At 59.5% G+C, this 19,732-nt stretch carries 18 protein-coding genes; 9 read left to right on the top strand and 9 right to left on the bottom strand.

Annotation, left to right across the window (positions count from 1 at the left end; translation table 11 throughout):
• Nucleotides 1-52: 52 nt before the first annotated feature.
• A complete protein-coding gene (locus tag LUN51_RS05670) occupies nt 53-547 on the bottom strand; it encodes a hypothetical protein (protein ID WP_277810490.1) in 495 nt (164 codons plus the stop codon).
• A gap of 248 nt (nt 548-795) precedes the next feature.
• Between LUN51_RS05670 and LUN51_RS05665 the strand changes: the two genes are divergently transcribed.
• On the top strand, nt 796-1,689 hold the full coding sequence (locus tag LUN51_RS05665) for a LysR family transcriptional regulator (protein ID WP_277810489.1): 894 nt from the start codon (nt 796-798) through the stop codon (nt 1,687-1,689).
• Nucleotides 1,690-1,863: 174 nt separating this feature from the next.
• Here LUN51_RS05665 and LUN51_RS05660 read toward each other — a convergent pair whose 3' ends face one another.
• A complete protein-coding gene (locus tag LUN51_RS05660) occupies nt 1,864-2,454 on the bottom strand; it encodes an NADPH-dependent FMN reductase (protein WP_277810488.1) in 591 nt (196 codons plus the stop codon).
• A gap of 166 nt (nt 2,455-2,620) precedes the next feature.
• On the opposite strand from LUN51_RS05660, the gene LUN51_RS05655 reads away from it, so the two are divergent.
• Together LUN51_RS05655 and LUN51_RS05650 are read left to right on the top strand one after the other, a co-directional pair.
• A complete protein-coding gene (locus LUN51_RS05655) occupies nt 2,621-3,154 on the top strand; it encodes a 2,4'-dihydroxyacetophenone dioxygenase family protein (RefSeq protein WP_277810487.1) in 534 nt (177 codons plus the stop codon).
• A 241-nt stretch (nt 3,155-3,395) separates the two neighbouring features.
• Nucleotides 3,396-3,518 carry a YHYH domain-containing protein gene (locus tag LUN51_RS05650; protein ID WP_101706253.1) on the top strand — a complete coding sequence of 41 codons (123 nt, stop codon included), beginning with the start codon at nt 3,396-3,398 and terminating at the stop codon, nt 3,516-3,518.
• A gap of 108 nt (nt 3,519-3,626) precedes the next feature.
• Here the strand turns inward: LUN51_RS05650 and LUN51_RS05645 are convergent, their stop codons facing one another.
• From LUN51_RS05645 to LUN51_RS05635, 3 genes are all read right to left on the bottom strand, one after another.
• Nucleotides 3,627-5,576 (bottom strand): tripartite tricarboxylate transporter permease, encoded by a 1,950-nt coding sequence (locus LUN51_RS05645; protein WP_277810486.1) that lies wholly within the window; start codon nt 5,574-5,576, stop codon nt 3,627-3,629.
• Nucleotides 5,577-5,653: 77 nt separating this feature from the next.
• Nucleotides 5,654-6,772, bottom strand: a complete 1,119-nt coding sequence (locus tag LUN51_RS05640; protein WP_277810485.1) for a Bug family tripartite tricarboxylate transporter substrate binding protein — start codon at nt 6,770-6,772, stop codon at nt 5,654-5,656.
• 65 nt (nt 6,773-6,837) lie between these two features.
• Nucleotides 6,838-7,971 (bottom strand): 4-oxalomesaconate tautomerase, encoded by a 1,134-nt coding sequence (locus LUN51_RS05635; protein WP_277810484.1) that lies wholly within the window; start codon nt 7,969-7,971, stop codon nt 6,838-6,840.
• A gap of 145 nt (nt 7,972-8,116) precedes the next feature.
• Between LUN51_RS05635 and LUN51_RS05630 the strand changes: the two genes are divergently transcribed.
• The gene (locus LUN51_RS05630) at nt 8,117-9,025 is read left to right on the top strand and encodes a LysR family transcriptional regulator (RefSeq protein ID WP_097021652.1); all 909 of its coding nucleotides are present in this window, start codon (nt 8,117-8,119) and stop codon (nt 9,023-9,025) included.
• A 144-nt stretch (nt 9,026-9,169) separates the two neighbouring features.
• On the opposite strand, the gene LUN51_RS05625 is transcribed toward LUN51_RS05630, so the two are convergent.
• From LUN51_RS05625 to katG, 3 genes are all read right to left on the bottom strand, one after another.
• Entirely contained in the window at nt 9,170-9,931 is a 762-nt protein-coding gene (locus tag LUN51_RS05625) for an SDR family NAD(P)-dependent oxidoreductase (protein WP_277810483.1), read from the bottom strand.
• Nucleotides 9,932-9,971: 40 nt separating this feature from the next.
• The gene (locus tag LUN51_RS05620) at nt 9,972-10,724 is read right to left on the bottom strand and encodes a sulfite exporter TauE/SafE family protein (protein ID WP_277810482.1); all 753 of its coding nucleotides are present in this window, start codon (nt 10,722-10,724) and stop codon (nt 9,972-9,974) included.
• 292 nt (nt 10,725-11,016) lie between these two features.
• The gene (gene katG, locus LUN51_RS05615) at nt 11,017-13,170 is read right to left on the bottom strand and encodes a catalase/peroxidase HPI (RefSeq protein WP_246925647.1); all 2,154 of its coding nucleotides are present in this window, start codon (nt 13,168-13,170) and stop codon (nt 11,017-11,019) included.
• A 317-nt stretch (nt 13,171-13,487) separates the two neighbouring features.
• On the opposite strand from katG, the gene LUN51_RS05610 reads away from it, so the two are divergent.
• Nucleotides 13,488-14,804 (top strand): aspartate aminotransferase family protein, encoded by a 1,317-nt coding sequence (locus tag LUN51_RS05610; RefSeq protein WP_277810481.1) that lies wholly within the window; start codon nt 13,488-13,490, stop codon nt 14,802-14,804.
• Nucleotides 14,805-14,890: 86 nt separating this feature from the next.
• On the opposite strand, the gene LUN51_RS05605 is transcribed toward LUN51_RS05610, so the two are convergent.
• On the bottom strand, nt 14,891-16,351 hold the full coding sequence (locus LUN51_RS05605; protein ID WP_277810480.1) for a PLP-dependent aminotransferase family protein: 1,461 nt from the start codon (nt 16,349-16,351) through the stop codon (nt 14,891-14,893).
• A gap of 249 nt (nt 16,352-16,600) precedes the next feature.
• Here LUN51_RS05605 and LUN51_RS05600 point away from each other — a divergent pair, with 249 nt between their 5' ends.
• The 4 genes from LUN51_RS05600 (at nt 16,601) to LUN51_RS05585 (ending at nt 19,705) form a co-directional block, all read left to right on the top strand.
• Nucleotides 16,601-17,524 (top strand): transporter substrate-binding domain-containing protein, encoded by a 924-nt coding sequence (locus LUN51_RS05600; protein ID WP_277810479.1) that lies wholly within the window; start codon nt 16,601-16,603, stop codon nt 17,522-17,524.
• An 82-nt stretch (nt 17,525-17,606) separates the two neighbouring features.
• Nucleotides 17,607-18,248 carry an amino acid ABC transporter permease gene (locus LUN51_RS05595; RefSeq protein ID WP_277810478.1) on the top strand — a complete coding sequence of 214 codons (642 nt, stop codon included), beginning with the start codon at nt 17,607-17,609 and terminating at the stop codon, nt 18,246-18,248.
• Nucleotides 18,249-18,258: 10 nt separating this feature from the next.
• On the top strand, nt 18,259-18,924 hold the full coding sequence (locus LUN51_RS05590) for an amino acid ABC transporter permease (RefSeq protein WP_277810477.1): 666 nt from the start codon (nt 18,259-18,261) through the stop codon (nt 18,922-18,924).
• On the top strand, nt 18,917-19,705 hold the full coding sequence (locus LUN51_RS05585) for an amino acid ABC transporter ATP-binding protein (protein ID WP_277810476.1): 789 nt from the start codon (nt 18,917-18,919) through the stop codon (nt 19,703-19,705). Before LUN51_RS05590 ends, LUN51_RS05585 begins: the two co-directional genes overlap by 8 nt.
• The last annotated feature ends 27 nt before the right edge of the window (nt 19,706-19,732 follow it).

The raw sequence follows: 19,732 nt of genomic DNA, 5'->3' as shown, positions 1-19,732 counted from the left end.
GCCCTGCGCCTCAGTCAATACTTGGAAATAGATCTCGCGCCATGGCTCAATTCTAGGCCATGGCGCTCTTGATGCTTTCAATAGAAACCTCTGTTCTCATTTTTAGCGTCGTCGGCTCAAGTTCTTTTTCAGACAGACAGTTCAACCAGGCTTGCTGAGGCTCAGCGCAGAAGAACCGCTTTATGCCATCGCCAAGAAAGTTTTCTAGATCAACATGATCACTGGGATATAACAGCGCAAATGCCTTTTTTGCCTCACCGATATCCGACACCTCTCTCGCAGTGCACCTCAGGTAGAGACACATGAGGTTGTTGGTCCCCCTCGCGCGTGTCGAATCATAGAAGGTCATGAAGGCCGAGTTATTAAAAATGATATTCTTGGAATGTTCCGCCTGAACCCAAGACGACCAGAAAAAGTTTAAATCCATATCCGGCAAGGCGGTGACAGGTGTATTCCATGGCACGTCGTTTTTCGACGTCGCTATGTTGGCATAAAGGTTGTCATTAAGAATACCAGCTGCCCGATTGGCTAAGTCGATGTCGTTCATTACTATCTCCCAGGTTGGAGGGTTCCATGGCTTTGGCGCCCCTGCATGCCACGGCTGAGGAGGATCAGCACCAGGCCCCTATGAGCGCAACACGACCATAAGCAGGGTAAATGCGCCTGGAGGCGTCGTTTCTTTGCGGGCCGTCACAAGAACAGCGTACGTACAATACCCACTTTCCTAAAAGCGATTTATCCTGATACCTGCTATCGTTTTTAGAGATAAGTGCCTTTCTGGCAGGGAGACACCGCATGCAACTCAAATCGTTACGTCTGTTCATGGCCGTGGCCGAAACCGGCAGTTTCGTGGCCGCCGCCGAGAAGATGCATACGGTGCAATCCAACGTGACAGCCCATCTCAAGAGACTCGAGGAAGAACTCGATGCCCAGCTCGTCCATCGAACAGGCCAGACGCGCCTGACCTCTGCCGGACGAGCGCTGGTGGCGTATGCCGAGCGCATGCTGTCCGCGCATGATGAAGCGCTATCGCACTTCAAGGGCAGCGACAAGACGCATGGACAACTGCGGATCGGCGCAATGGAAACCACCACCGCGTTACGGCTTCCCCCAATCCTCACGGCATACCATACCGCCCACCCCGAGATCGATATCACGCTACACACTGGTTCCACGGCGGAACTCATCGAAATGCTGATGGCGGGCCACGTCGATGGCGTATTCATCGCGGGAGGTCTCAAACATCGCCGTTATCATCTACTCAAGGCCTTCAGCGAACACCTCGTACTGGTCGGCCCCCAGCCCATGACCGCAATGCCCACCTCGGAAGAGCTGATGGCTACCGCCTTCCTCGCGTTTCGCCAAGGCTGTAGCTATCGCCAGCGCATCGAGCTGCTACTGGCCTCCCATGGCGTCAACGCAGCACGCATCTTCGAGTTCGGCAGCCTGGATGCCATGCTCGGCTGTGTCGCCGCCGGGATGGGCTATACCGTGCTCCCCTTGAGCACGGTCGAGGCCCACCAGCACCGCTTTGGCATCCACTACCTAGCTCTGCCGGCATCCCTGGCAGAAATCGACACCTACTTCGCCGCACCCGAGCCCGCCACCTGGACGCCTGCCCTGGCCCGCTTCGTCGACACTTTGCACCAGGCCGTAGACGTGCCCGAACCGCAGCGCGTCGAAGCCTGATATCAGCCAACGCGCATGTCATGGGTCATTCACGTTCATGGCCTCGGCGCAGATTAGACACGGCACTGATCTATACCGTCTAGCAGCTCAACCCACAATTGCTGGGGTAAGGCCAACTCTCGGCGGGAAAGCGCCTTACTGGGAACCCGGCTGACGTCGAACGAGTAGGATGACCTAGAATGGTGGGGCCCGGTGCTCACGCTGGCGTTTACTCGCCTCGATCCACCATGTCAGATCATCCGCAAATCGGCCAAACGCACGTTCAAAGGATTTGCCAGCATCACCGACGGGCGTGCCGTTCTCGTCCAACGTATTGGTAATCTGACCGACTGCGACCGTGCTGGAAATGACCACCATACCCATCTCAGCTAAAGTCCCGTGCCAGGCCAGGTTGGCGTGAGCACCGCCGAGACGGCCGGCCGAATAGCTGACGATACCGGCTGGGCGCCAGAACCACTCTTCCAGAAAGTGATCGGTCAGGTTCTTCAAACCCGGCTGCATGCCCCAGTTGTATTCGCCAGTGACGAAGATGAAACCATCGGCCTCGCGAATCTTGGCCGCCAGTGCCTCCATCGGTGCCGGCGCCTCGCCCTCGGGATATTCCTTGTACATGCGATCCAGCATCGGCAGATCGACGGCCTTGGCATCGACCAGTTCGGCATCAGCGCCCCGATTCTTCAACGCATCGACGATATAGTCGGCGAGCCGAATGCCGGCGCGGTCGGACCGGTAGGAACCATAGAAAACCAGAATACGATCAGCCATGAGAAAGTACCTCGAACGCGAAGGGTGATTGGACAGACAAGTCCCTTCAGAGTAGCGCCGTCGAGGGAAAGCCACCACGACCACTCCCCCCATGCGAAAGCCTACTTTATCTCCCGCGCGGAACCGGGCATGACTGTGCACAGGACACAACGCACAGGAGCCTGACATGCCCACCCACGCCACCACCGAATTCTGGAAGGACCTCGCCCCCATCGCCGAAAGCTTCAAGCCCGATGCCAGGCCCGAGGTCCACATCGCCAACGCCCCCACCGACGACGAGCGCTACTACGTGCCGTTTTCCGACACCGTTTCCTCCCGGCCGTTGTGGATTTCGCCTTCGCAAAACCGCTGGTGCGATGTCCTCATGGCCAAGGGCGCTGGCCTGGTCAATCGCCACTACCACCCACATGAAGTCTTCGCCTACACCATCTCCGGTAAATGGGGTTACCTGGAGCACGACTGGGTCGCCACCGCTGGCGACTTCATCTACGAAACGCCCGGCGAAGGCCACACCCTGGTCGCCTACGACCACCCCGACCCCATGCGCGTGTTCTTCATCGTCACCGGCCCACTGATCTGGCTCGATGAAAGCGGCGACTCCTGCGGCCACTTTGACGTGCACGACTACATCGCCCTCTGCCGCGACCACTACGACAAGGTTGGCCTCGGCGCCGACCTTGTGGACAGCCTCTTCCGCTAATCACCGGTTTTTAAGCGCACCGCCACCACGCCGCCACACATCCAGCAGCGTGTTTTTTAATGCGCCTTTGCTACAGTGAATGTATCGCTATGTATATTTAGGTTTCGAAAGGTCAATGGCGTAGGCTGTGCCGAAGTGGAATAGCAAGGCCGTGATAAGGAGCAGCTAACACTCGGATGGAATTTGGGTGTTTCAATACCAAGGAAGACACCAGGCAATTCTCTCCACAAAAGAGGCTTTTATGACAAAGTTAATAGCATTCCTGTTCGCTTCAATGATGATCGTTGGCATAGCCCAGGCGCATTCTGGCGGAACTGACGAGGATGGTTGTCACGCAGGTTCTAAACCGTATCACTGTCACTAACCAGTACATTACTGCACCAAGCAGATACGCTCTACTTGGTGCAGTGTTCACGCTACCTTCAGACCAAATACCCAAATCGGTCCGCGGAACGTGTATGACAGAGCTGATTCAGCCGAACAGCCAAGGATCGATCAGCCCACTCGGGTAAGTCAGGGTCAAGAACTCAGCCATACCCACCAGAAAGACCGTAACCCCAAGCGCCATGACGGCCGCCACCCAAGGCTTGAGACGCGCGATGGCCAACAGAAAGACGAGGCAGAATAGCGTCGCCGCGGTGATGAAGCCCAGTAGCTGCATGGCACCTACCAGAGCAAAGAATCCTACTAGCCAGAGCCCCTGCAGGCCGATGGCTTGATGCTCCCACTGGGGACGATGCATCAGGCAACGAGCGATCTCCATGAGGCAGGAAACGGCGAGGATTGCGATGGCCAGTCGGGGCATGATGCCGCCTATCAAGGTCAGGTCGGTCACATCGAGCCAGGCAACGATTGCCGTCCCCAGCAAGGCAGCGAAAAGTACCACGTCGATGACGCCCAGGGAGGAAGGTTCGGTGCGGTCCGTGGAAGCGGCGCCGACCGACGAGGCCTGTCGACGCTTGATCCACAGCGAACGCAGCAAGGGAATGAAGAGAGCCGCAAGGATCAGGGAGCCGATGATCAGCACGCCGGGACGCATGAAGGCATCCGCGCCCTGGAACTGCACCGCCTGGTAGAAGTAGCCCTCCGCTCCCGGCGCCAGCACGAAACCGATAAGAAAGGCAGGGCGAGACCAATTCGCCTGCTTGAACAGGACGCCCAAGATACCCACCGCTCCGAGGGCGATCAGGTCACCCGTGGAACGCGTGGCCTGGAAAGCGGCGAACATGATCAACACCGTGATCAGAGGTGCCAGCGTGGCGAAGGGGACCCGGGTCAGACTGGCTACCGGGCGAGCCAGCATCAGGCAGAGCGCGGCCCCCAGGATGTTGGCCAGGGCCAGCGACCAGATGATGGTGTAGGTCAGGTCGAGGTGAGTCTCGATCATGCCAACGCCAGGCTGCAGCCCAAGCAACAAGAGACCACCCAGGAACACTGCAGCCGTGCCCGAGCCCGGTACGCCGAACAGCAGAGTCGGCACCATGGCCCCGCAAGCGCAGGCATTGTTGGCAGATTCAGGGGCGATCACCCCGCGAATATCTCCCTTGCCAAATTCGGACTTGTCCTTCGCGCTTTGCACCGCATGACCGTAGGTGAGCCAATCGACCACCGAGCCGGCCAGGCCAGGGATGGTACCGATCAGGCTGCCGATAGCAGCACAACGTGCGACGAGGCCTCGTTGCTTACGGACATCTCGAATGCCTTGCCGCCATCCTTCACCGAGTTTACAAGGCTCTTCGGCGATCGAACCGCGTTTAACGAGTAGATCGACGATCTCCGGGAGAGCGAAAATCCCGAGCCCCACCACCACCAACGGCAAGCCATCGTAGAGATAGTCGAGACCGAAGTTCATGCGAAATTCACCGGTGGCCGGCGCCATGCCGATAGCACCCACCAGCAGGCCCAGGCCACAGGCGGCTAGCCCCTTGAAGAGATCGCGCCCGGAAAGTACGGCCACCATCGAAAGGCCTAGCAAGGTCAACATGAACAACTCGGAGGAAGAGAACGACAACACCAGCGGGCGGGCGATCAAGATAAAGCCGGTCAAGATGACGGCACCGATGAGGCCCCCGATCATCGAGGACAGAAAGGCACTGGACAGCGCACGTGCCGCTTGGCCGCGCTTGGCTAGCGAGAAGCCATCGATGACGGTCGCCTGGGAAGAGCTGGAGCCGGGGATACCCAGCAGCACGGAGGCAAAAGTATCACCGGTGGGAATCACGGCGACCAGGCCCATCAGCATGCCAAGGGCCACGGTCGGTTCCATACCGTAGAGGAAGGGCAGCAGCAGCGACATGCCGGCGATGCCCCCGAGGCCGGGGATGATGCCGACAACGAGGCCGACCAGCACGCCCAGCACCATGAAGAGCAGATGGGACAGGGTGAAGAGCTGCCCCAGGCTGGAGAGAAGAATATCGAGCATGGCGTATGGCTCATATATTGTGTGATCAGGAGGAGCCGGGGCTGCCGACCCAGCGGGCCGGCGTATTCCACTATTTATTAGATCTTGGCTCCGTGCTCCGACTGCAACCAGTCGGCCAGCCAGTCGCGAGTGGCATCGTTAATGGACATGGCATCATCAAGGTGGCGCTGGACGGTTTCGCCGATAACAGGTGTGTAAGGTCCCAATTGAGCGGCGGCCGCCTTCTTGAACGCCTTGGTGTCCACGAAGTCACGGGCCGCCTGACGATAGGAGTCGATCAGGGCTTCTGGGGTGTCTTTTGGCACCATGATCAACTTCTGCAAGGCATAGCCGGAGGCAAAGAACTTGCGGAATGCCTCATACTCATTGCCCGATGGTGCCTCGCCATGCCGCGCTTGGTAGACCTCGTTGAAAGTGGGCAAATCCGGAAAAGCCGGGTCACGCACGATCTTGCCTTCGTCGTTCAGCACCCCAAGCGAGAAGAGCGGCACTGCCTTGCCAGCCTCCACCAGCGGCTCGACGTTGCTCAGATAAGCAGAGGTCGTCTGGAAGTCGATATCGGCTTCACCACGCTCGAACGCCAGGCGACCCTCGCCCCGACTGCGCATGCCGAACACGGCTTGCACGTCGGCGCCCAACATGTCCAAGGCGATCAACACCGGAAGTTCGACGCCTGTGGGATTCTGCGCTGCCAATTTGACCGGCTGCTCCAGCAGGGCATCCAACGCCGTATCGGCCGACTCACCAAGGCTGGGCTGGGCATAGACCACTCCGCCTGTCGGCGTGGCCAGGATAGGCGTCCAGTCGCTGTAGTCGTAACGCACGCGGGGATCGCCGAGCATGGCTGGATACTGGGTCGAGGCCGAGGTCCCTAGCCAGTTACTGCCATCCGACTTGGCACGCACGGCAAACAGATTGGCGCCGTTTATCGAGCCGCCACCTGGCACGTTGTCGATCATGATGGTCGGCTCTCCCGACAGAGACTCGCTGAGCCAGGGCGAAAAGAATCGCGCCCAAACGTCTGTCCCCCCACCGACACCAAAGGGAATGGTCCACTTGATGTTACCGGGCACCTCGACGTCTTGAGCCTGAACAGCTGTCGTCAGTCCCAGTCCAGCAATCGCTCCCCCTAGCAGTACCGCTTTCTTGAGTCGCCCGAGCGAAAGGCAAGCAGTTGCAGTCTTGTTGATTGGCATGGCGTTACTCCTGTTGTGTTGTAGTTGTCATGGTTGATGATGGTCATCCCAGCGGATCTAAGGATTTAGCTGGCCCTGGATGCCAGCATATCCTGACCGGGAGCCGAGGGAAGTGAGTAGAAAATGGTTCCGCTCATGATCTTTCTGGCAGTACGAATGAGGGAAACGCGGGCAATGTCGACGGGATTGCCGTTGCGGTGCTCGACATCCAGGTCGATGAGTCCAGAAGGATGTTCCAAGCTGACCTGTGACAGCTGACCATCAGCCTCCAGTTTCCCTGCCTCAACCAAGATGCGGTTAGCCACGGTGCCAGGCACGCTGACAGCCGTGGCCACCGCAATGGCGCCAGTGACGGCAATGGCTTTGTGGCAGCGGTGAGGCACGAAATAGCGAGTGCATAACGTGCTGTCGTCGTCGACCGGTGCCGACACCAGCACCGGTTTGGGCAAGACGCTCTGGCTGACATCCCCCAACCCCATTCGCAGTCCCGCCTTGCGACGAACCGATTCCAGCCGTTCGAGCATGGCAGGATGAGCGTCCAGTTCAGAGGGAGACTCCCGGCCACTGAGCCCCAGATCGGCCGCGTTGATCATCATGATGGGAGTGGCAGCATCGAGGCAGGTGACCTTGAGGCCACCTATCGTGTCGACGGCGTTTCCGGTCGGCAGCAGCGCGCCCGTCTTGGTGCCGATGATATCCAAAAAGCTGAGCTGGATACCGGCGGCACATCCGGGGACGCCGCTGATCGTCGTATCGCCCTCGTAAGCGACCTGACGCCCTGGTGTCGGCACATGACACTCGATCAGCCGTTGGGTGTTGAGGTTACGCACACGAACGGTAGTAACCTCCTCCTGGAGCTCTACCAGCCCCGTTTCGAGGGCGTACGGACCGACGGCCGATAGCATGTTGCCGCAGTTCGGGTTGAAGTCGACACGCCGGTTGAGCACATCGACCTGCGCGAACAGGTAGTCGACATCCGCTTCGGGGTGCGATGAACGCTCCACAATAGCGACCTTGCTGGTCAGCGGATCGCCCCCTCCAATGCCATCGACCTGGAGAGCATGCCCCGATCCCATCAGGCTGATCAGGATCTCGGCTTGCGCTGCCTGGCTATCGGGAAGGTCCCTCATGCGCAGGAAAGGGCCTCTGGAGGTGCCACCGCGCATGATCATGCAGGGAATGCTATTCATCATCGTCATGCCATATCGCGTCTAAAAGGTGTGATATGAGCATGTCAGGGCGCTTTTAATGCCTCAAATGCAAATAAGAGCAACGACCAATTTGCAAATCACATTAATGTGCTATGGTCATTAATATACTTCACTCCATGCAAGAAAAAACGACATGCTACATCGTTTAGAATTCCTGGATTTACAAGCTTTTATTCTGGTCGCAGAGCTAGGTTCCTTCCACGAAGCCGCACAACGCCTTCATCTCTCTCAGCCGGCGCTGTCTCGCCGCATCCAGAAACTCGAGGAACTCTTGGAAATCGAGTTGCTGGAACGCACGACCCGGCGAACGCGGCTGACTCCGATCGGTACGGACTTCCTTCCCCGGGCAAGACGCATGATCGAGGAATACGAATCATCGATCCTGGGCATTCGAGAGCTGGCCACGCATCAGAAGGGAACGGTCACCATTGCCTGTATCCCCACCGCGGCGTTCTATTTCCTGCCTAGTGTTATTCGTGGTTTCAGCGAAGCCTGGCCAGGCATCCGCATCCGGATACTCGACGTGAGTGCCAAGGAAGGTCTGGAGAAGGTGATCAGCGGCGAGGCCGACTTCGGTATCAACATGTTCAGCGCCCAGAGTCCGGAAGTCTCTTTCACCCCACTGCTGAAAGACCCTTTCGTCCTGGCGCTACGTTCGGACCACCCTCTTGTGGATAAGCCAAGGATCGAATGGTCGGATCTTGAACAGGTCAGATTGATCACGGTGAGCCGGGACAGCGGCAATCGGATCTTGCTGGACAACACCCTCTCGGCGGAAGGCATCCGGCTGAATAGCTTCTACGAAGTCCAGCACCTTTCTACTTCGCTGGGCCTGGTCGAGTCAGGACTGGGGGTGGCTATCTTGCCTAGAATGACCATGCCTGGCGCTGGCCATGACTCGCTCTGCGCACGTGAGCTTCCCAAACCTCGCATTCAACGCACCATCGGGTTAGTGAGAAGCAACTCGCACAGCATTTCCAGCACAGCCCAGTTGTTTATCGACATGCTTCTCGAGCATTGGGGCAACTCCGAATGCACCTGAGAGAGATTGATATGCAGCCGGCTGATAACTCTCTTCTACCCGGCGAATACCGGCGCCTCATGTAGGGGCTCGATCCTATCCCGCCCTGTCCCCGATTCATCCAACCCCGGCCTCATGGCCGGGGCGAGGCACCTTTACTCCCCCTCACTCGTCGTAATCGATGGCGAACGCGGACCAGGCTTGGCGCGTGGGCATGACTTCCAGTCGATTGAAGTTGATATGCGGGGGGAGTGTGGCGATGTAGAACATCTGCTCGGCGATGTCCTCGGCGGTGAGCGCGGTGGTGCCGCTATACAGCGCGTCGGAGGCGGCTTGGTCGCCGCCGGTGCGCACAAGGGTGAATTCGGTTTCGGCGATGCCAGGGGCGAGGTCGGTCACGCGCACGCCCGTGCCGAGCAGGTCGCAGCGCAGGTTATAGCTGAACTGTTTGACGAAGGCCTTGGAGGCGCCGTAAACGTGGCTGCCGGGGTACGGCCATTGGCCGGCGATGGAGCCGACATTGACGATGGTGGCGCCCTCGCCGACGTCGATCAGCGTGGGCAGCAACGCATGGGTGACGTTGACCAGCCCCGTGACGTTGGTGTCGATCATGGTGTGCCAGTCGCGCCGGTCTACTTTTTGAGCGGACTGCGGCGCCAACGCGAGGCCAGCGTTATTGAGCAGCGTGCGTACCCGCGTGAAGCCTTCCGGCAACGCGGCCACGGCGGCATCGACGGCATCGCTGTCACGCACGTCGAGCGCGACGATATGCACCGGCACCTGGCCTTGCAGCTCTTCCTTCAAGGCTTCCAGGCGCTCGAGACGGCGCCCGGTGAGCACCAGCGACCAACCTGCGGCGGCGAAGCGATGCGCAGCGGCGCGGCCGAAACCGGACGTCGCACCGGTGATAAAGACACAATCCGTCATGAGGGTTTCCTCCAGTTGTGGAAATGAGCGGTGTTGGGGATCAGGCAAGCGCCTCGCGGATCAGTACCCACAGCGAGAGCCCGATCAACAGCGGCGCAACGCTAGACTTGAGCGAACGCGGCGGTGCGCTCTCGAAGCGCCACTGGCCGAGGGCATTGCCGAGCAGCGCTGGCAACAATAGCCATGCTGCCCAGTGCCAGGTGCTGGTGTGCAAGGCACCCGCCAGGCCCAGCCCGAGCAGGGAGGCGCTACTGCTGGCGGCAAAGAAAACGATGGCCGTGGCGCGCATCGAAAGCGATGGCATGCGGCGATAGAGCAGATACAGCATCAACGGCGGCCCGCCTGAGGAGGCCAGCGTCATGCATAACCCCGAGAGCCCACCCGCGCCGAGCGCCACGTCACGCCGTTGCGCAGCGTGACCGGGCGAGGCGACGTCCCGCTGACAGAGCAGGGCCACGGCACCGCTCATCGCCAATAGCGCGACGACGATACGCATCGGCGCGGCCGGCACGCTCGCCAGTAGCCACACCCCGAGCCCGGTCGCCAGTGCCATGCCCAGCAACAACGGACGCAGGCACGGCCAGTCGGCATGACGCAGGGCGCGTCGCCATAGTCCCAGGCTCGTGACGAGATCCAGCAGCAACGCCAACGGCACGGCTTGGATCGGCGGCATGAACAGCATCAAGCCCAGCGCCAGCAGCATGGCGAACCCGAAGCCGCAATATCCGCGCACGCCACCCGCCAATAGCGCGAGGCTCATCGCAGCGGCAAGCGTGGGCAGCGTCGGGGACACGGCAGCTCCTGGGATCGGGAATGAGGCACTGGCACAGCAGCCTAGCCAGCTTGTAAAGGCCACGGTAGGGCCAGTTACGGTATCCCGATGGGACATCCCGCTGTCACGGCGGTCGGCATTGGTACGCTGCTATCCGCGAAACACAGGCGTGCTGAAAGGCACACACCAGGAAGGCATGAATCGGATCGAGTTCATCAAGCGGAGGGCTTACGGTACGCGACACGGCGCACTTCGTCTTGAAGGGCCGTGTCGCGTTTCCCGGCGTGCGAGACGCTAACCGGGAAGGGGGGCGTTACGCGATGTCGAAGCGATCAGCGTTCATCACTTTCGTCCAGGCTGCGACGAAGTCGTTGACGAATTTCTCGCCATTGTCGTCTTGGGCATAGACTTCCGCGTAAGAACGCAGCAGCGAGTTGGAACCGAAGACCAGGTCAATGCGCGAGGCCGTCCACTTGACGGTGTCCGTCTGCCGGTCACGGATCGTATAGAGGTTGTTACCCGCGGGCTTCCAGGTGTTGCCCATGTCGGTCAGGTTCACGAAATAATCGTTGGTCAACTGCCCTTCACGGTCGGTGAAAATACCGTGCTGGGTACCGCCATGGTTGGTGCCCAGTACCCGCATACCACCGATCAGCACGGTCATTTCCGGTCCGGTCAGCCCCATCAACTGCGCGCGATCGAGCAGCATTTCTTCCGGCTTCACCACGTAGTCTTGCTTCTGCCAGTTACGGAAGCCATCAGCCAGCGGCTCAAGTGCCGCGAAGGAGTCGGCATCGGTCATCTCGTCGGTGGCGTCGCCGCGGCCTTTCACAAACGGTACGCGCACGTCATAGCCCGCCGCCTTCGCCGCTTGTTCGATACCCACGCTACCCGCCAACACGATCACATCGGCGATGCTGGCACCGGTCTCGGCAGAGATCCGCTCATAAACGTCGAGGACTTTGGCAAGACGCTCAGGCTCGTTCCCCTGCCACGCATTCTGAGGCGCCAGGCGAATGCGTGCACCGTTAGCACCACCACGCATGTCGGAACCGCGATACGTGCGAGCGCTGTCCCATGCTGTGCTGACCATCTCACCGATGCTCAAGCCGCTTTCGGCAATCTTCTGCTTAACGACCTCTTCACAGTAAGCGATGCTGCCTGCCGGAACCGGGTCCTGCCAAATCAGGTCATCTGCAGGAACGTCGGGGCCGATATAGCGTGCTTTCGGGCCCAAATCGCGATGGGTAAGCTTGAACCATGCCTTGGCAAACGTTTCAGAGAAGTACTCTGGATCGTTCATGAACTTCCGGCAGATGTCGTTGTAGACGGGGTCTACTTTCATCGCCATATCGGCATCGGTCATGATCGGCTTACGGCGAATCGACGGGTCTTCGACATCCACCGGCATATCGTCTTCGGCAATGTCGACTGGCTCCCATTGCCATGCGCCGGCCGGGCTCTTTTTGAGCTCCCATTCGTAGTTGAACAGCATATCGAACCAACCCATATCCCATTGGGTCGGGTTCTTGGTCCAAGCGCCTTCTATGCCGGATACGACGGTATCTCGACCGATGCCACGGCCTTTGGTATTCATCCAACCGATGCCCTGATATTCCACATCGGCTGCTTCTGGTTCTGCACTGAGCTCGTCAGCATCACCATTGCCGTGACACTTACCAATCGTGTGGCCACCGGCGGTTAGCGCCGCTGTTTCTTCATCGTTCATGGCCATACGAGCGAAGGTTTCACGTACATGCTCAGCAGTTTTCTGCGGATCTGGCTGTCCATTCACGCCTTCGGGATTGACGTAAATAAGCCCCATCTGCACCGCTGCCAGCGGGTTTTCCATGGTGTCCGGATTTTCGACATCAGCGTAGCGCTCGTCAGAGGGCGCTAGCCACTCTTTCTCATCACCCCAGTAGATATCCTTTTCCGGATGCCAGATATCTTCACGACCGAAGGCAAAGCCATAGGTCTTCAAGCCAGCGACTTCATAGGCAATGGTACCGGAAAGGACCATCAGGTCGGCCCATGAAATCTTATTGCCGTACTTCTTCTTGATGGGCCATAAGAGGCGACGCCCCTTATCGGTATTCACATTGTCCGGCCAGGAATTGAGCGGCGCGAACCGCTGGTTACCCGTACCACCGCCGCCACGGCCATCCGCTAAGCGATAGGAGCCTGCAGAGTGCCACGCGACACGGGCAAACATACCCACGTAGCTTCCCCAATCTGCGGGCCACCACTCTTGGCTATCTACCATCAGCTTTCGGAGGTCATCTTTCAGTGCTTGAACGTCAAGTTTCTTGACCTCTTCCCGATAATTGAAGTCAGGATTCATCGGGTCGGTTTTACGGTCGTGCTGGTGCAGGATGTCCAGGTTAACACCTTCCGGCCACCAATCTTTATTGGAGGTTCCTGTGGAGGTGTTACCGCCGTGCATTACCGGACATTTTCCGCTCATATTACGTTCCCCTTGATGGCGCTCGCGCTTGGGTATATTCAAGGTTTCCATGATCGGAACCTTGAATAACGCGCTCACTTTCGCGTGACAGTCATGTGTTATTGACGTGTGACGTTTTTAAAGCATCCCCGTGATAGTTAAAATTTGTATTTTGCTACCCACTAGATAGGTATAAATAATTACGAGGTAAAACAGGGCCATGCTGCTGTCACGACGTCGATACCTTTCTGGCTCTATCGGGGCATACGGAAAGCTGCCTAGGCTAAGGGCCATCGATCCTTCAAACCGTTCGTTGCCGACCGCACAGGACCTTGCTCATGACTACGACCAACGACCTCGTTCACCAGCTCGACCGCCAGTACGTCTTTCACTCCTGGTCCCAGCAGGGGCAGCTCGATCCACTGGTGATCGCCGGTGCCGAGGGGTGTCGCATGTGGGATTATGCAGGCAAGGAATACTTGGATTTCAGCAGCCAGTTGGTGAACACCAACATCGGCCACCAGCATCCCAAGGTCATCGCCGCCATCAAGGAGCAGGCCGAAACTCTAGCCACGGTGGCCCCGGCGCATGCCAACCTGGCGCGGGGCGAGGCCGCCAAGCGCATTGTGGAGCGTGCTCCGCAAGGCTTCTCCAAGGTGTTCTTCACCAACGCCGGGGCGGATGCCAACGAGAACGCCATCCGCATGGCGCGGAGCTTCACCGGGCGCGACAAGATTCTTTCGGCGTATCGCTCCTATCACGGCAATACCGGATCGGCCATCGTCGCCACGGGCGATCCGCGTCGCGTACCCAACGAGTTCGCGCGGGGCCATGCGCACTTCTTCAATCCCTACCTTTATCGAAGCGACTTCTGGGCCGGCAACGAGCAAGAGGAATGCCAGCGCGCCTTGCAGCACCTGCGCCGAGTCATCGAATGCGAGGGCCCCGGCGCCATCGCCGCCATTCTGCTCGAGCCGATCCCCGGTACGGCGGGCGTACTAACGCCCCCGGCGGACTACTTGAAAGGCGTGCGAGCGTTGGCCGACGAGTTCGGCATCCTGTTGATCTTCGATGAAGTGATGGCAGGTTTCGGGCGTACCGGGCGCTGGTTCGCCTTCGAGCATTTCGATGTCACACCGGACCTGATCGCCTTTGCCAAGGGGGTCAATTCCGGTTATGTACCAGCCGGCGGCGTCGTGGTCTCGGACGCCATCAGCCGTTATTTCGACGAACACATGTTCTTCGGCGGCCTGACCTACTCCGGACATCCGCTGGCGATGGCCTCGATCGTCGCCACGCTGGATGCCATGCGCGACGAAGGGATTGTGGAAAATGCCGCCCGCATCGGCGAAGTCGTGCTCGGCCAGGGGCTCGAACGCCTAGCGCGCGAGCATGCCATCGTCGGCGAAACACGCGGACTGGGGGTCTTTCATGCCCTGGAACTGGTCAGCGACCGCGAGAGCCGCACGCCGCTATCAGCGAGTGCGATGAGCGAGATCAAGGACGCCCTGCTCGCCGAAGGCATGCTGCCGTTCGTGGCCGAGAACCGCATTCATGTGGTGCCGCCGTGCATCGTCAGCGAGGCGGAAACCCAGCAGGGGCTGGCGATTCTGGATAAAGTCCTGGGCGAGATGTCGGCCAAGCACGCCGCTTGATTGCCCGAGTAGCGAGCTGCATCGCCGCCACAAACGCTAGATAACATACGCCGGGCCTTGTGCCCGGCGTAGTCGTGGGTACGCCGCTACCCCAGCGTTCGCGCCAGACGTTCGATGCCCGGTTCGATGCGTTCGGCGTCAATAGCGCCAAACCCCAGGCGCATGAAGTTGCGTGGCGGTACACGCTCGAAGAAATGCTGAAAACCAGGCTCGATGAGCACGCCGTTTTGCGCGGCCTGCCAGGCCAGGCGCTGAGTATCCACGCCTTGCGGTGCTTCCAGCCAGAACACGCTGGCATGGTCGCCGCCGACGCGCCGGCAATCGGTCAGGTGCCTGGCAATGGCGTCGTTCATGCACTCCCAGCGGTGGCGCATCTCGTCGGCGAACTGCCGCAGGTAGCGGTCGTAATGGCCTTGGGCGAGAAACTGCGCCAGCTGTTGCTGCAAGCTCGACGGCGGGTGGCGATACATCAACCGCCGCAGCGCGCGCAGCTCGTCGATCAACTCGGCGTCGGCCACGAGATAGCCCAAGCGTAGCCCCGGTGAGAGCGGTTTGGACAGGCTACTCATGTAGATCACCCGCCCGCCGGCCCGGCTGGCTTTCAGCGCCGGTTGCGCGTGACGGTCGAAGTTCACCTCTGCGTCATAGTCGTCCTCGAGCACGATCTGATCGAAGCGCTGGATCTGTTTAATCAACTGCTCGCGACGCTCGCGGCTCATGGTGACGCCGGTCGGCCCCTGATGGCTAGGCGTCACGTAGAGGTAGTCACAGCGTGGAGTCTCGGCATCGAGCTGCATGCCCTCGCCGTCCACGTGCTGGTAGTGAAGCTGGGCGCCCTGGCGCAAGAAGACATTGACCGCCTCGCGATACCCGGGGTTCTCGACGGCGACACGCGTTTGCCGGTCGAACAGCAGCTGCGCGATCAGAAACAGCGCATTCTGCGATCCCAGGGTCACCAAAATCTCATCGCTCTGCGCATGAATGCCGCGCTTGGGCAGCACCCGCGTGCGCAATTGCTCGATCAGCATAGGGTCGTCCTGATCATAGCGATCACTGAGCCAGTGACGCTCGCGATTCCCGCCCAGCAGACGTCGCGAAGTCTCGCGCCATTGTTCGAGGGGAAACAGCCGCGTATCCAGTTGCCCATATACGAAGGGAAACTCGTAATGCATCCAGTTGCTGGGACGCAGTACGCCCTGCAAGTGACTGGGGCGATGCGTGAAGCGTTTGCCCCAGGATGGTGCATCCACCGTCGTCTGGCTCGTCGCTTGGGCCAGCGCCAAGGTATCGCTGTCATGATAAGCGTCGTGCAGGTAGTAACCGCTACGCGGCCGGCTGACCAAGTAGCCGTCCTCGACCAGGCCTTCGTACACCAACGCCACGGTATTGCGCGAAATGCCCAATTGCAGGGACAAACGGCGACATGACGGCAACGCCTCGTCGGCGGGAATGGTCCCGGTATGGATAGCGTCGAGCAGCGACTCACGCAATTGCTCCTGCAACCCGCGCTGGGTATCGAAATCGAGATGGAAATAATGGTCGAGCATCGTTTTCTCCCGATGAGGCATCACACCGGAATAGATGCAAGGAGCGCGCCATGACACTGCACTGACTGGATGGACACATGATTAGGCGTCGAAACATCTGGCCAACCGGTGTCCATCAACTGGCTCTATATCGACCAACGTCGAATTCTTTAGGGTGGAATCACCAAGTTCGCGATTGCCGCCATCGCGGCGAGCCGTCTTCGGTCTCAGCCACCAACGATCTCAACAACAACAGCGAAGGTGATTATGATGCTTCCCACGACTCGTAACGCAGGTCGCACTACAGGTTTCACTCCCCGCCCCCGCTTCTCCAAGGTCCGTTTCTCCAAGACTATTGCCGCTACCGTGGCCGGCACCTTGATGTCGTTGTCGCTGCCCGCCCTGGCGGCGGATCTGGAGGAAATCCAGGAGCGCGGTTACATGGAGGTAGCCACCGAGGATAATTACGCACCCTTCAACTTCATCGAAAACGGCGATGCCAAGGGCTTCAACGCCGATATGCTCGAAGAGCTGCGCGATTACGCCGACTTCGAGGTTCGTCAGGAAATCCTCCCGTGGACTGGCCTGTTGGCGGCGGTCTCCAACGATCAGTACGACATGGCCTTGACCGGCGCATCCGTCTCCGATGAACGCTTGCGCGTGTTCAACTACACCCCGCCCTACGCCTCCGCCCAGCATTTCGCCATCAAACGCGCCGACGATGACAACATCAGCGATGTCGATGACCTCAGCGACAAGCAAGTCGGCGTCCAGGCCGGAAGCGTACTGCTCTCGCGCCTGCCGGAGTTGGAGGCGATGCTCGAAGAGGACGGTGGCGCACTCGGCGAGGTCGTGCAGTACGAATCCTATCCCGAAGCCTTTGCCGACCTGGCCAATGGGCGACTGGATTACGTCATCGACTCAGCGGTACCGGTGAATACACTGGTGGCCTCCAAGCCGGACGTCTTCGCCAAGGGCCCGGCGGTTTCCGGGGCGGGCTACGTTTCTTGGCCGATTCCCAAGGATAGCCCTGAACTGCTGGAGTACATGAGCGGCTTCCTGGAACACCTCAAGGAAAATGGCCGCCTCGCCGAGCTGCAGGAAAAATGGTTCGGTGAAAGCTTCCCGAACCTGCCCAAGAAACCGCTAAAGAGCGTCGAACAGTTCCACGAACTGGCCGGTCTCGACGACTAAGTGATGGCCGCACCCCTGTGTCACCGCGGCGCCGTGGCCCGGCCACGGCGTCGCCCCTATTCCTTAGCTCGGGGAATCTGTCATGAACGCCAGCGCCTGGCAAATGTTGCTGGAAGGGGCCTGGACCACCGTCTGGATCTCCGCTGTCTCGATTGCCATCGGGGTCGTGGCGGGCCTGGTCATCGCCCTGATTCGCCTCGCGCGAATTCCCATCATCGATCAACTTCTCGTTCTCTACATCAGCGTGGCCCGCGCCACTCCCCTGGTGACCCTGGCACTATTCATCTTTCTCAGCGCCCCTGACCTGGGGCTCGATCTCAACCGTAGCGTCGCCGGTATCCTGGCGCTGTCGCTCAACACCACTGCCTTCAATGCCGAGATCTGGCGCAGCGCATTTCGTAATTTCTCCCGCGAGCAAAGCGAAGCGGCCATGGCAACGGGCATGACGCCATGGATTACCTTTCGCCGCATCATGTTGCCGCAGATGGTGATTACCAGCTTGCCAGGGCTGGTCAACGAGATGTCCTTTCTGATCAAGGGTAGCCCCGCCATCGCAGTGATAGGGATCGTCGATCTGACCCGCGTGACCAATCGCATCTCGGCCGTGACCTATGAGCCACTGCCGCCCATTCTCGTCGCCGGCGCGCTCTACATGGCAATAATCGGTTGCCTGGTATGGCTACAACGTCTCGCCGAACGCCGTGCCAACCGGCTGGCAATGTGAGGATATGACCATGAGCAACTGGGACATCCTATGGGATGAGCGCGCGCAGTTCTGGAATGGTTTTCTGAGCACCCTGGAAATATTTGGCCTATCGATCGTGGGTGCCTTTTTGATCGGCTGCGGGCTACTTTATTTACTCGAAGGCAGCCGCAAGCGGCTGACCATGCCGCTACGCATTTTCATCGATGGCATGCGCATGCTGCCGTTCTTGATCCTCGCCTATCTGCTGTATTACGGCTTGCCAAGCGTCGGTATTCGTCTCGATGCCTGGTGGTCGGGGGTCGGCGCTCTGGCGGTGTATCACGGCGCCTATTTCGCCGAAATCTTCCGGGGAAACCGCTTGACCTTTCCGCCGGGGCAGATCGAGGCTGCCGAGGCGCACGGCTTCATCAAGGGCAAAATGTTCTTTCGCCTACTGCTGCCGCAGATCATCATGCAAACCCGGCCATTACTGGGCAACCAACTGATCTATGCGCTCAAGGACACTGCCTTTCTCGTCATCATCACCGTGAGTGAGTTGACCGCCGCCGCCAACAGCTTATCGAGCACCTATTTCATTCCCACCGAGGCGTTCATCGTCGTGATCGGTTTCTACTGGGCAATCAGCGTGACGATGGAAATCATCATCAAACAATGTGGGCGTTTCAGCGCCAAACGGGGGTTCGACAATGTCTGAAGCAAACACGTCTGAGACGGCTGCGGTTTCGATCCGCCATCTTTCGAAAAGCTTCGATGACGTCGAGGTGTTGCGTGATGTCGAACTGGAGGTAAAAACCGGCGAGGTGGTGACGATCATCGGCTCGTCCGGCTCGGGCAAGTCGACGCTGTTGCGTTGCATCAACTGGTTGGAGCAGCCCGACCGGGGCAGCATTCATATCGCCGGGCAGCGCATCGGCGTCAACGACGCCGGCCGGCCGATGCCGGTGCGCGAGCTGGCCAAGGTGCGCGCCAAGACCGGCATGGTGTTCCAGGGCTTCAATCTGTGGCCACACCTCAACGTGCTGCACAACGTCACCGAGGCACCCATCCACGTGCAGGGCAAGTCCAAGCGCGAAGCCGAGGAACTCGCCACGGCGCTACTCGAGAAGGTCGGCATGGCCCACAAGCGCGACAGCTATCCCAACACGCTCTCGGGCGGTCAGAAGCAGCGCGTGGCCATCGCCCGGGCATTGGCCATGCAGCCAACGGTGATGCTCTTCGACGAGCCCACCTCGGCGCTGGACCCGGAGCTAGTGGGCGAGGTGCTGGCGGTAATCAAGGATCTCTCCGCTGAAGGCTACACCATGGTCATGGTGACGCACGAGATGGCCTTCGCCCGCGCGGTGTCCGATCAGGTCGTCTTCCTGGAAAAAGGCCTGATCATCGAGCGGGCCGACCCGGAAACCTTCTTCACCACCCCCAAGACCGATCGTGTGCGCAAATTCCTCGAAAACCACGATACGCCCTCGCCCGCCTGAACGGACAAGGGCAATGGCCGACCGGGC

The sequence above is a fragment of the Chromohalobacter canadensis genome, from assembly GCF_029544075.1.
GTDB lineage: Bacteria > Pseudomonadota > Gammaproteobacteria > Pseudomonadales > Halomonadaceae > Chromohalobacter > Chromohalobacter canadensis_A.
This window is presented reverse-complemented; position numbering and strand designations above follow the sequence as displayed.

Excerpts from the sequence above, each read along its gene's own strand:
- LUN51_RS05670 (WP_277810490.1), bottom strand. The coding sequence starts at position 547 with ATGAACGACATCGACTTAGCCAATCGGGCAGCTGGTATTCTTAATGAC.
- LUN51_RS05645 (WP_277810486.1), bottom strand. The coding sequence starts at position 5,576 with ATGCTCGATATTCTTCTCTCCAGCCTGGGGCAGCTCTTCACCCTGTCC.
- katG (WP_246925647.1), bottom strand. The coding sequence starts at position 13,170 with ATGAGCGGAAAATGTCCGGTAATGCACGGCGGTAACACCTCCACAGGA.
- LUN51_RS05590 (WP_277810477.1), top strand. The coding sequence starts at position 18,259 with ATGAGCAACTGGGACATCCTATGGGATGAGCGCGCGCAGTTCTGGAAT.
- LUN51_RS05605 (WP_277810480.1), bottom strand. The coding sequence starts at position 16,351 with ATGCTCGACCATTATTTCCATCTCGATTTCGATACCCAGCGCGGGTTG.
- LUN51_RS05635 (WP_277810484.1), bottom strand. The coding sequence starts at position 7,971 with ATGACGATGATGAATAGCATTCCCTGCATGATCATGCGCGGTGGCACC.
- LUN51_RS05650 (WP_101706253.1), top strand. The coding sequence starts at position 3,396 with ATGACAAAGTTAATAGCATTCCTGTTCGCTTCAATGATGATCGTTGGC.
- LUN51_RS05600 (WP_277810479.1), top strand. The coding sequence starts at position 16,601 with ATGCTTCCCACGACTCGTAACGCAGGTCGCACTACAGGTTTCACTCCC.
- LUN51_RS05630 (WP_097021652.1), top strand. The coding sequence starts at position 8,117 with ATGCTACATCGTTTAGAATTCCTGGATTTACAAGCTTTTATTCTGGTC.
- LUN51_RS05585 (WP_277810476.1), top strand. The coding sequence starts at position 18,917 with ATGTCTGAAGCAAACACGTCTGAGACGGCTGCGGTTTCGATCCGCCAT.
- LUN51_RS05655 (WP_277810487.1), top strand. The coding sequence starts at position 2,621 with ATGCCCACCCACGCCACCACCGAATTCTGGAAGGACCTCGCCCCCATC.
- LUN51_RS05595 (WP_277810478.1), top strand. The coding sequence starts at position 17,607 with ATGAACGCCAGCGCCTGGCAAATGTTGCTGGAAGGGGCCTGGACCACC.
- LUN51_RS05640 (WP_277810485.1), bottom strand. The coding sequence starts at position 6,772 with ATGCCAATCAACAAGACTGCAACTGCTTGCCTTTCGCTCGGGCGACTC.
- LUN51_RS05610 (WP_277810481.1), top strand. The coding sequence starts at position 13,488 with ATGACTACGACCAACGACCTCGTTCACCAGCTCGACCGCCAGTACGTC.
- LUN51_RS05665 (WP_277810489.1), top strand. The coding sequence starts at position 796 with ATGCAACTCAAATCGTTACGTCTGTTCATGGCCGTGGCCGAAACCGGC.
- LUN51_RS05660 (WP_277810488.1), bottom strand. The coding sequence starts at position 2,454 with ATGGCTGATCGTATTCTGGTTTTCTATGGTTCCTACCGGTCCGACCGC.
- LUN51_RS05625 (WP_277810483.1), bottom strand. The coding sequence starts at position 9,931 with ATGACGGATTGTGTCTTTATCACCGGTGCGACGTCCGGTTTCGGCCGC.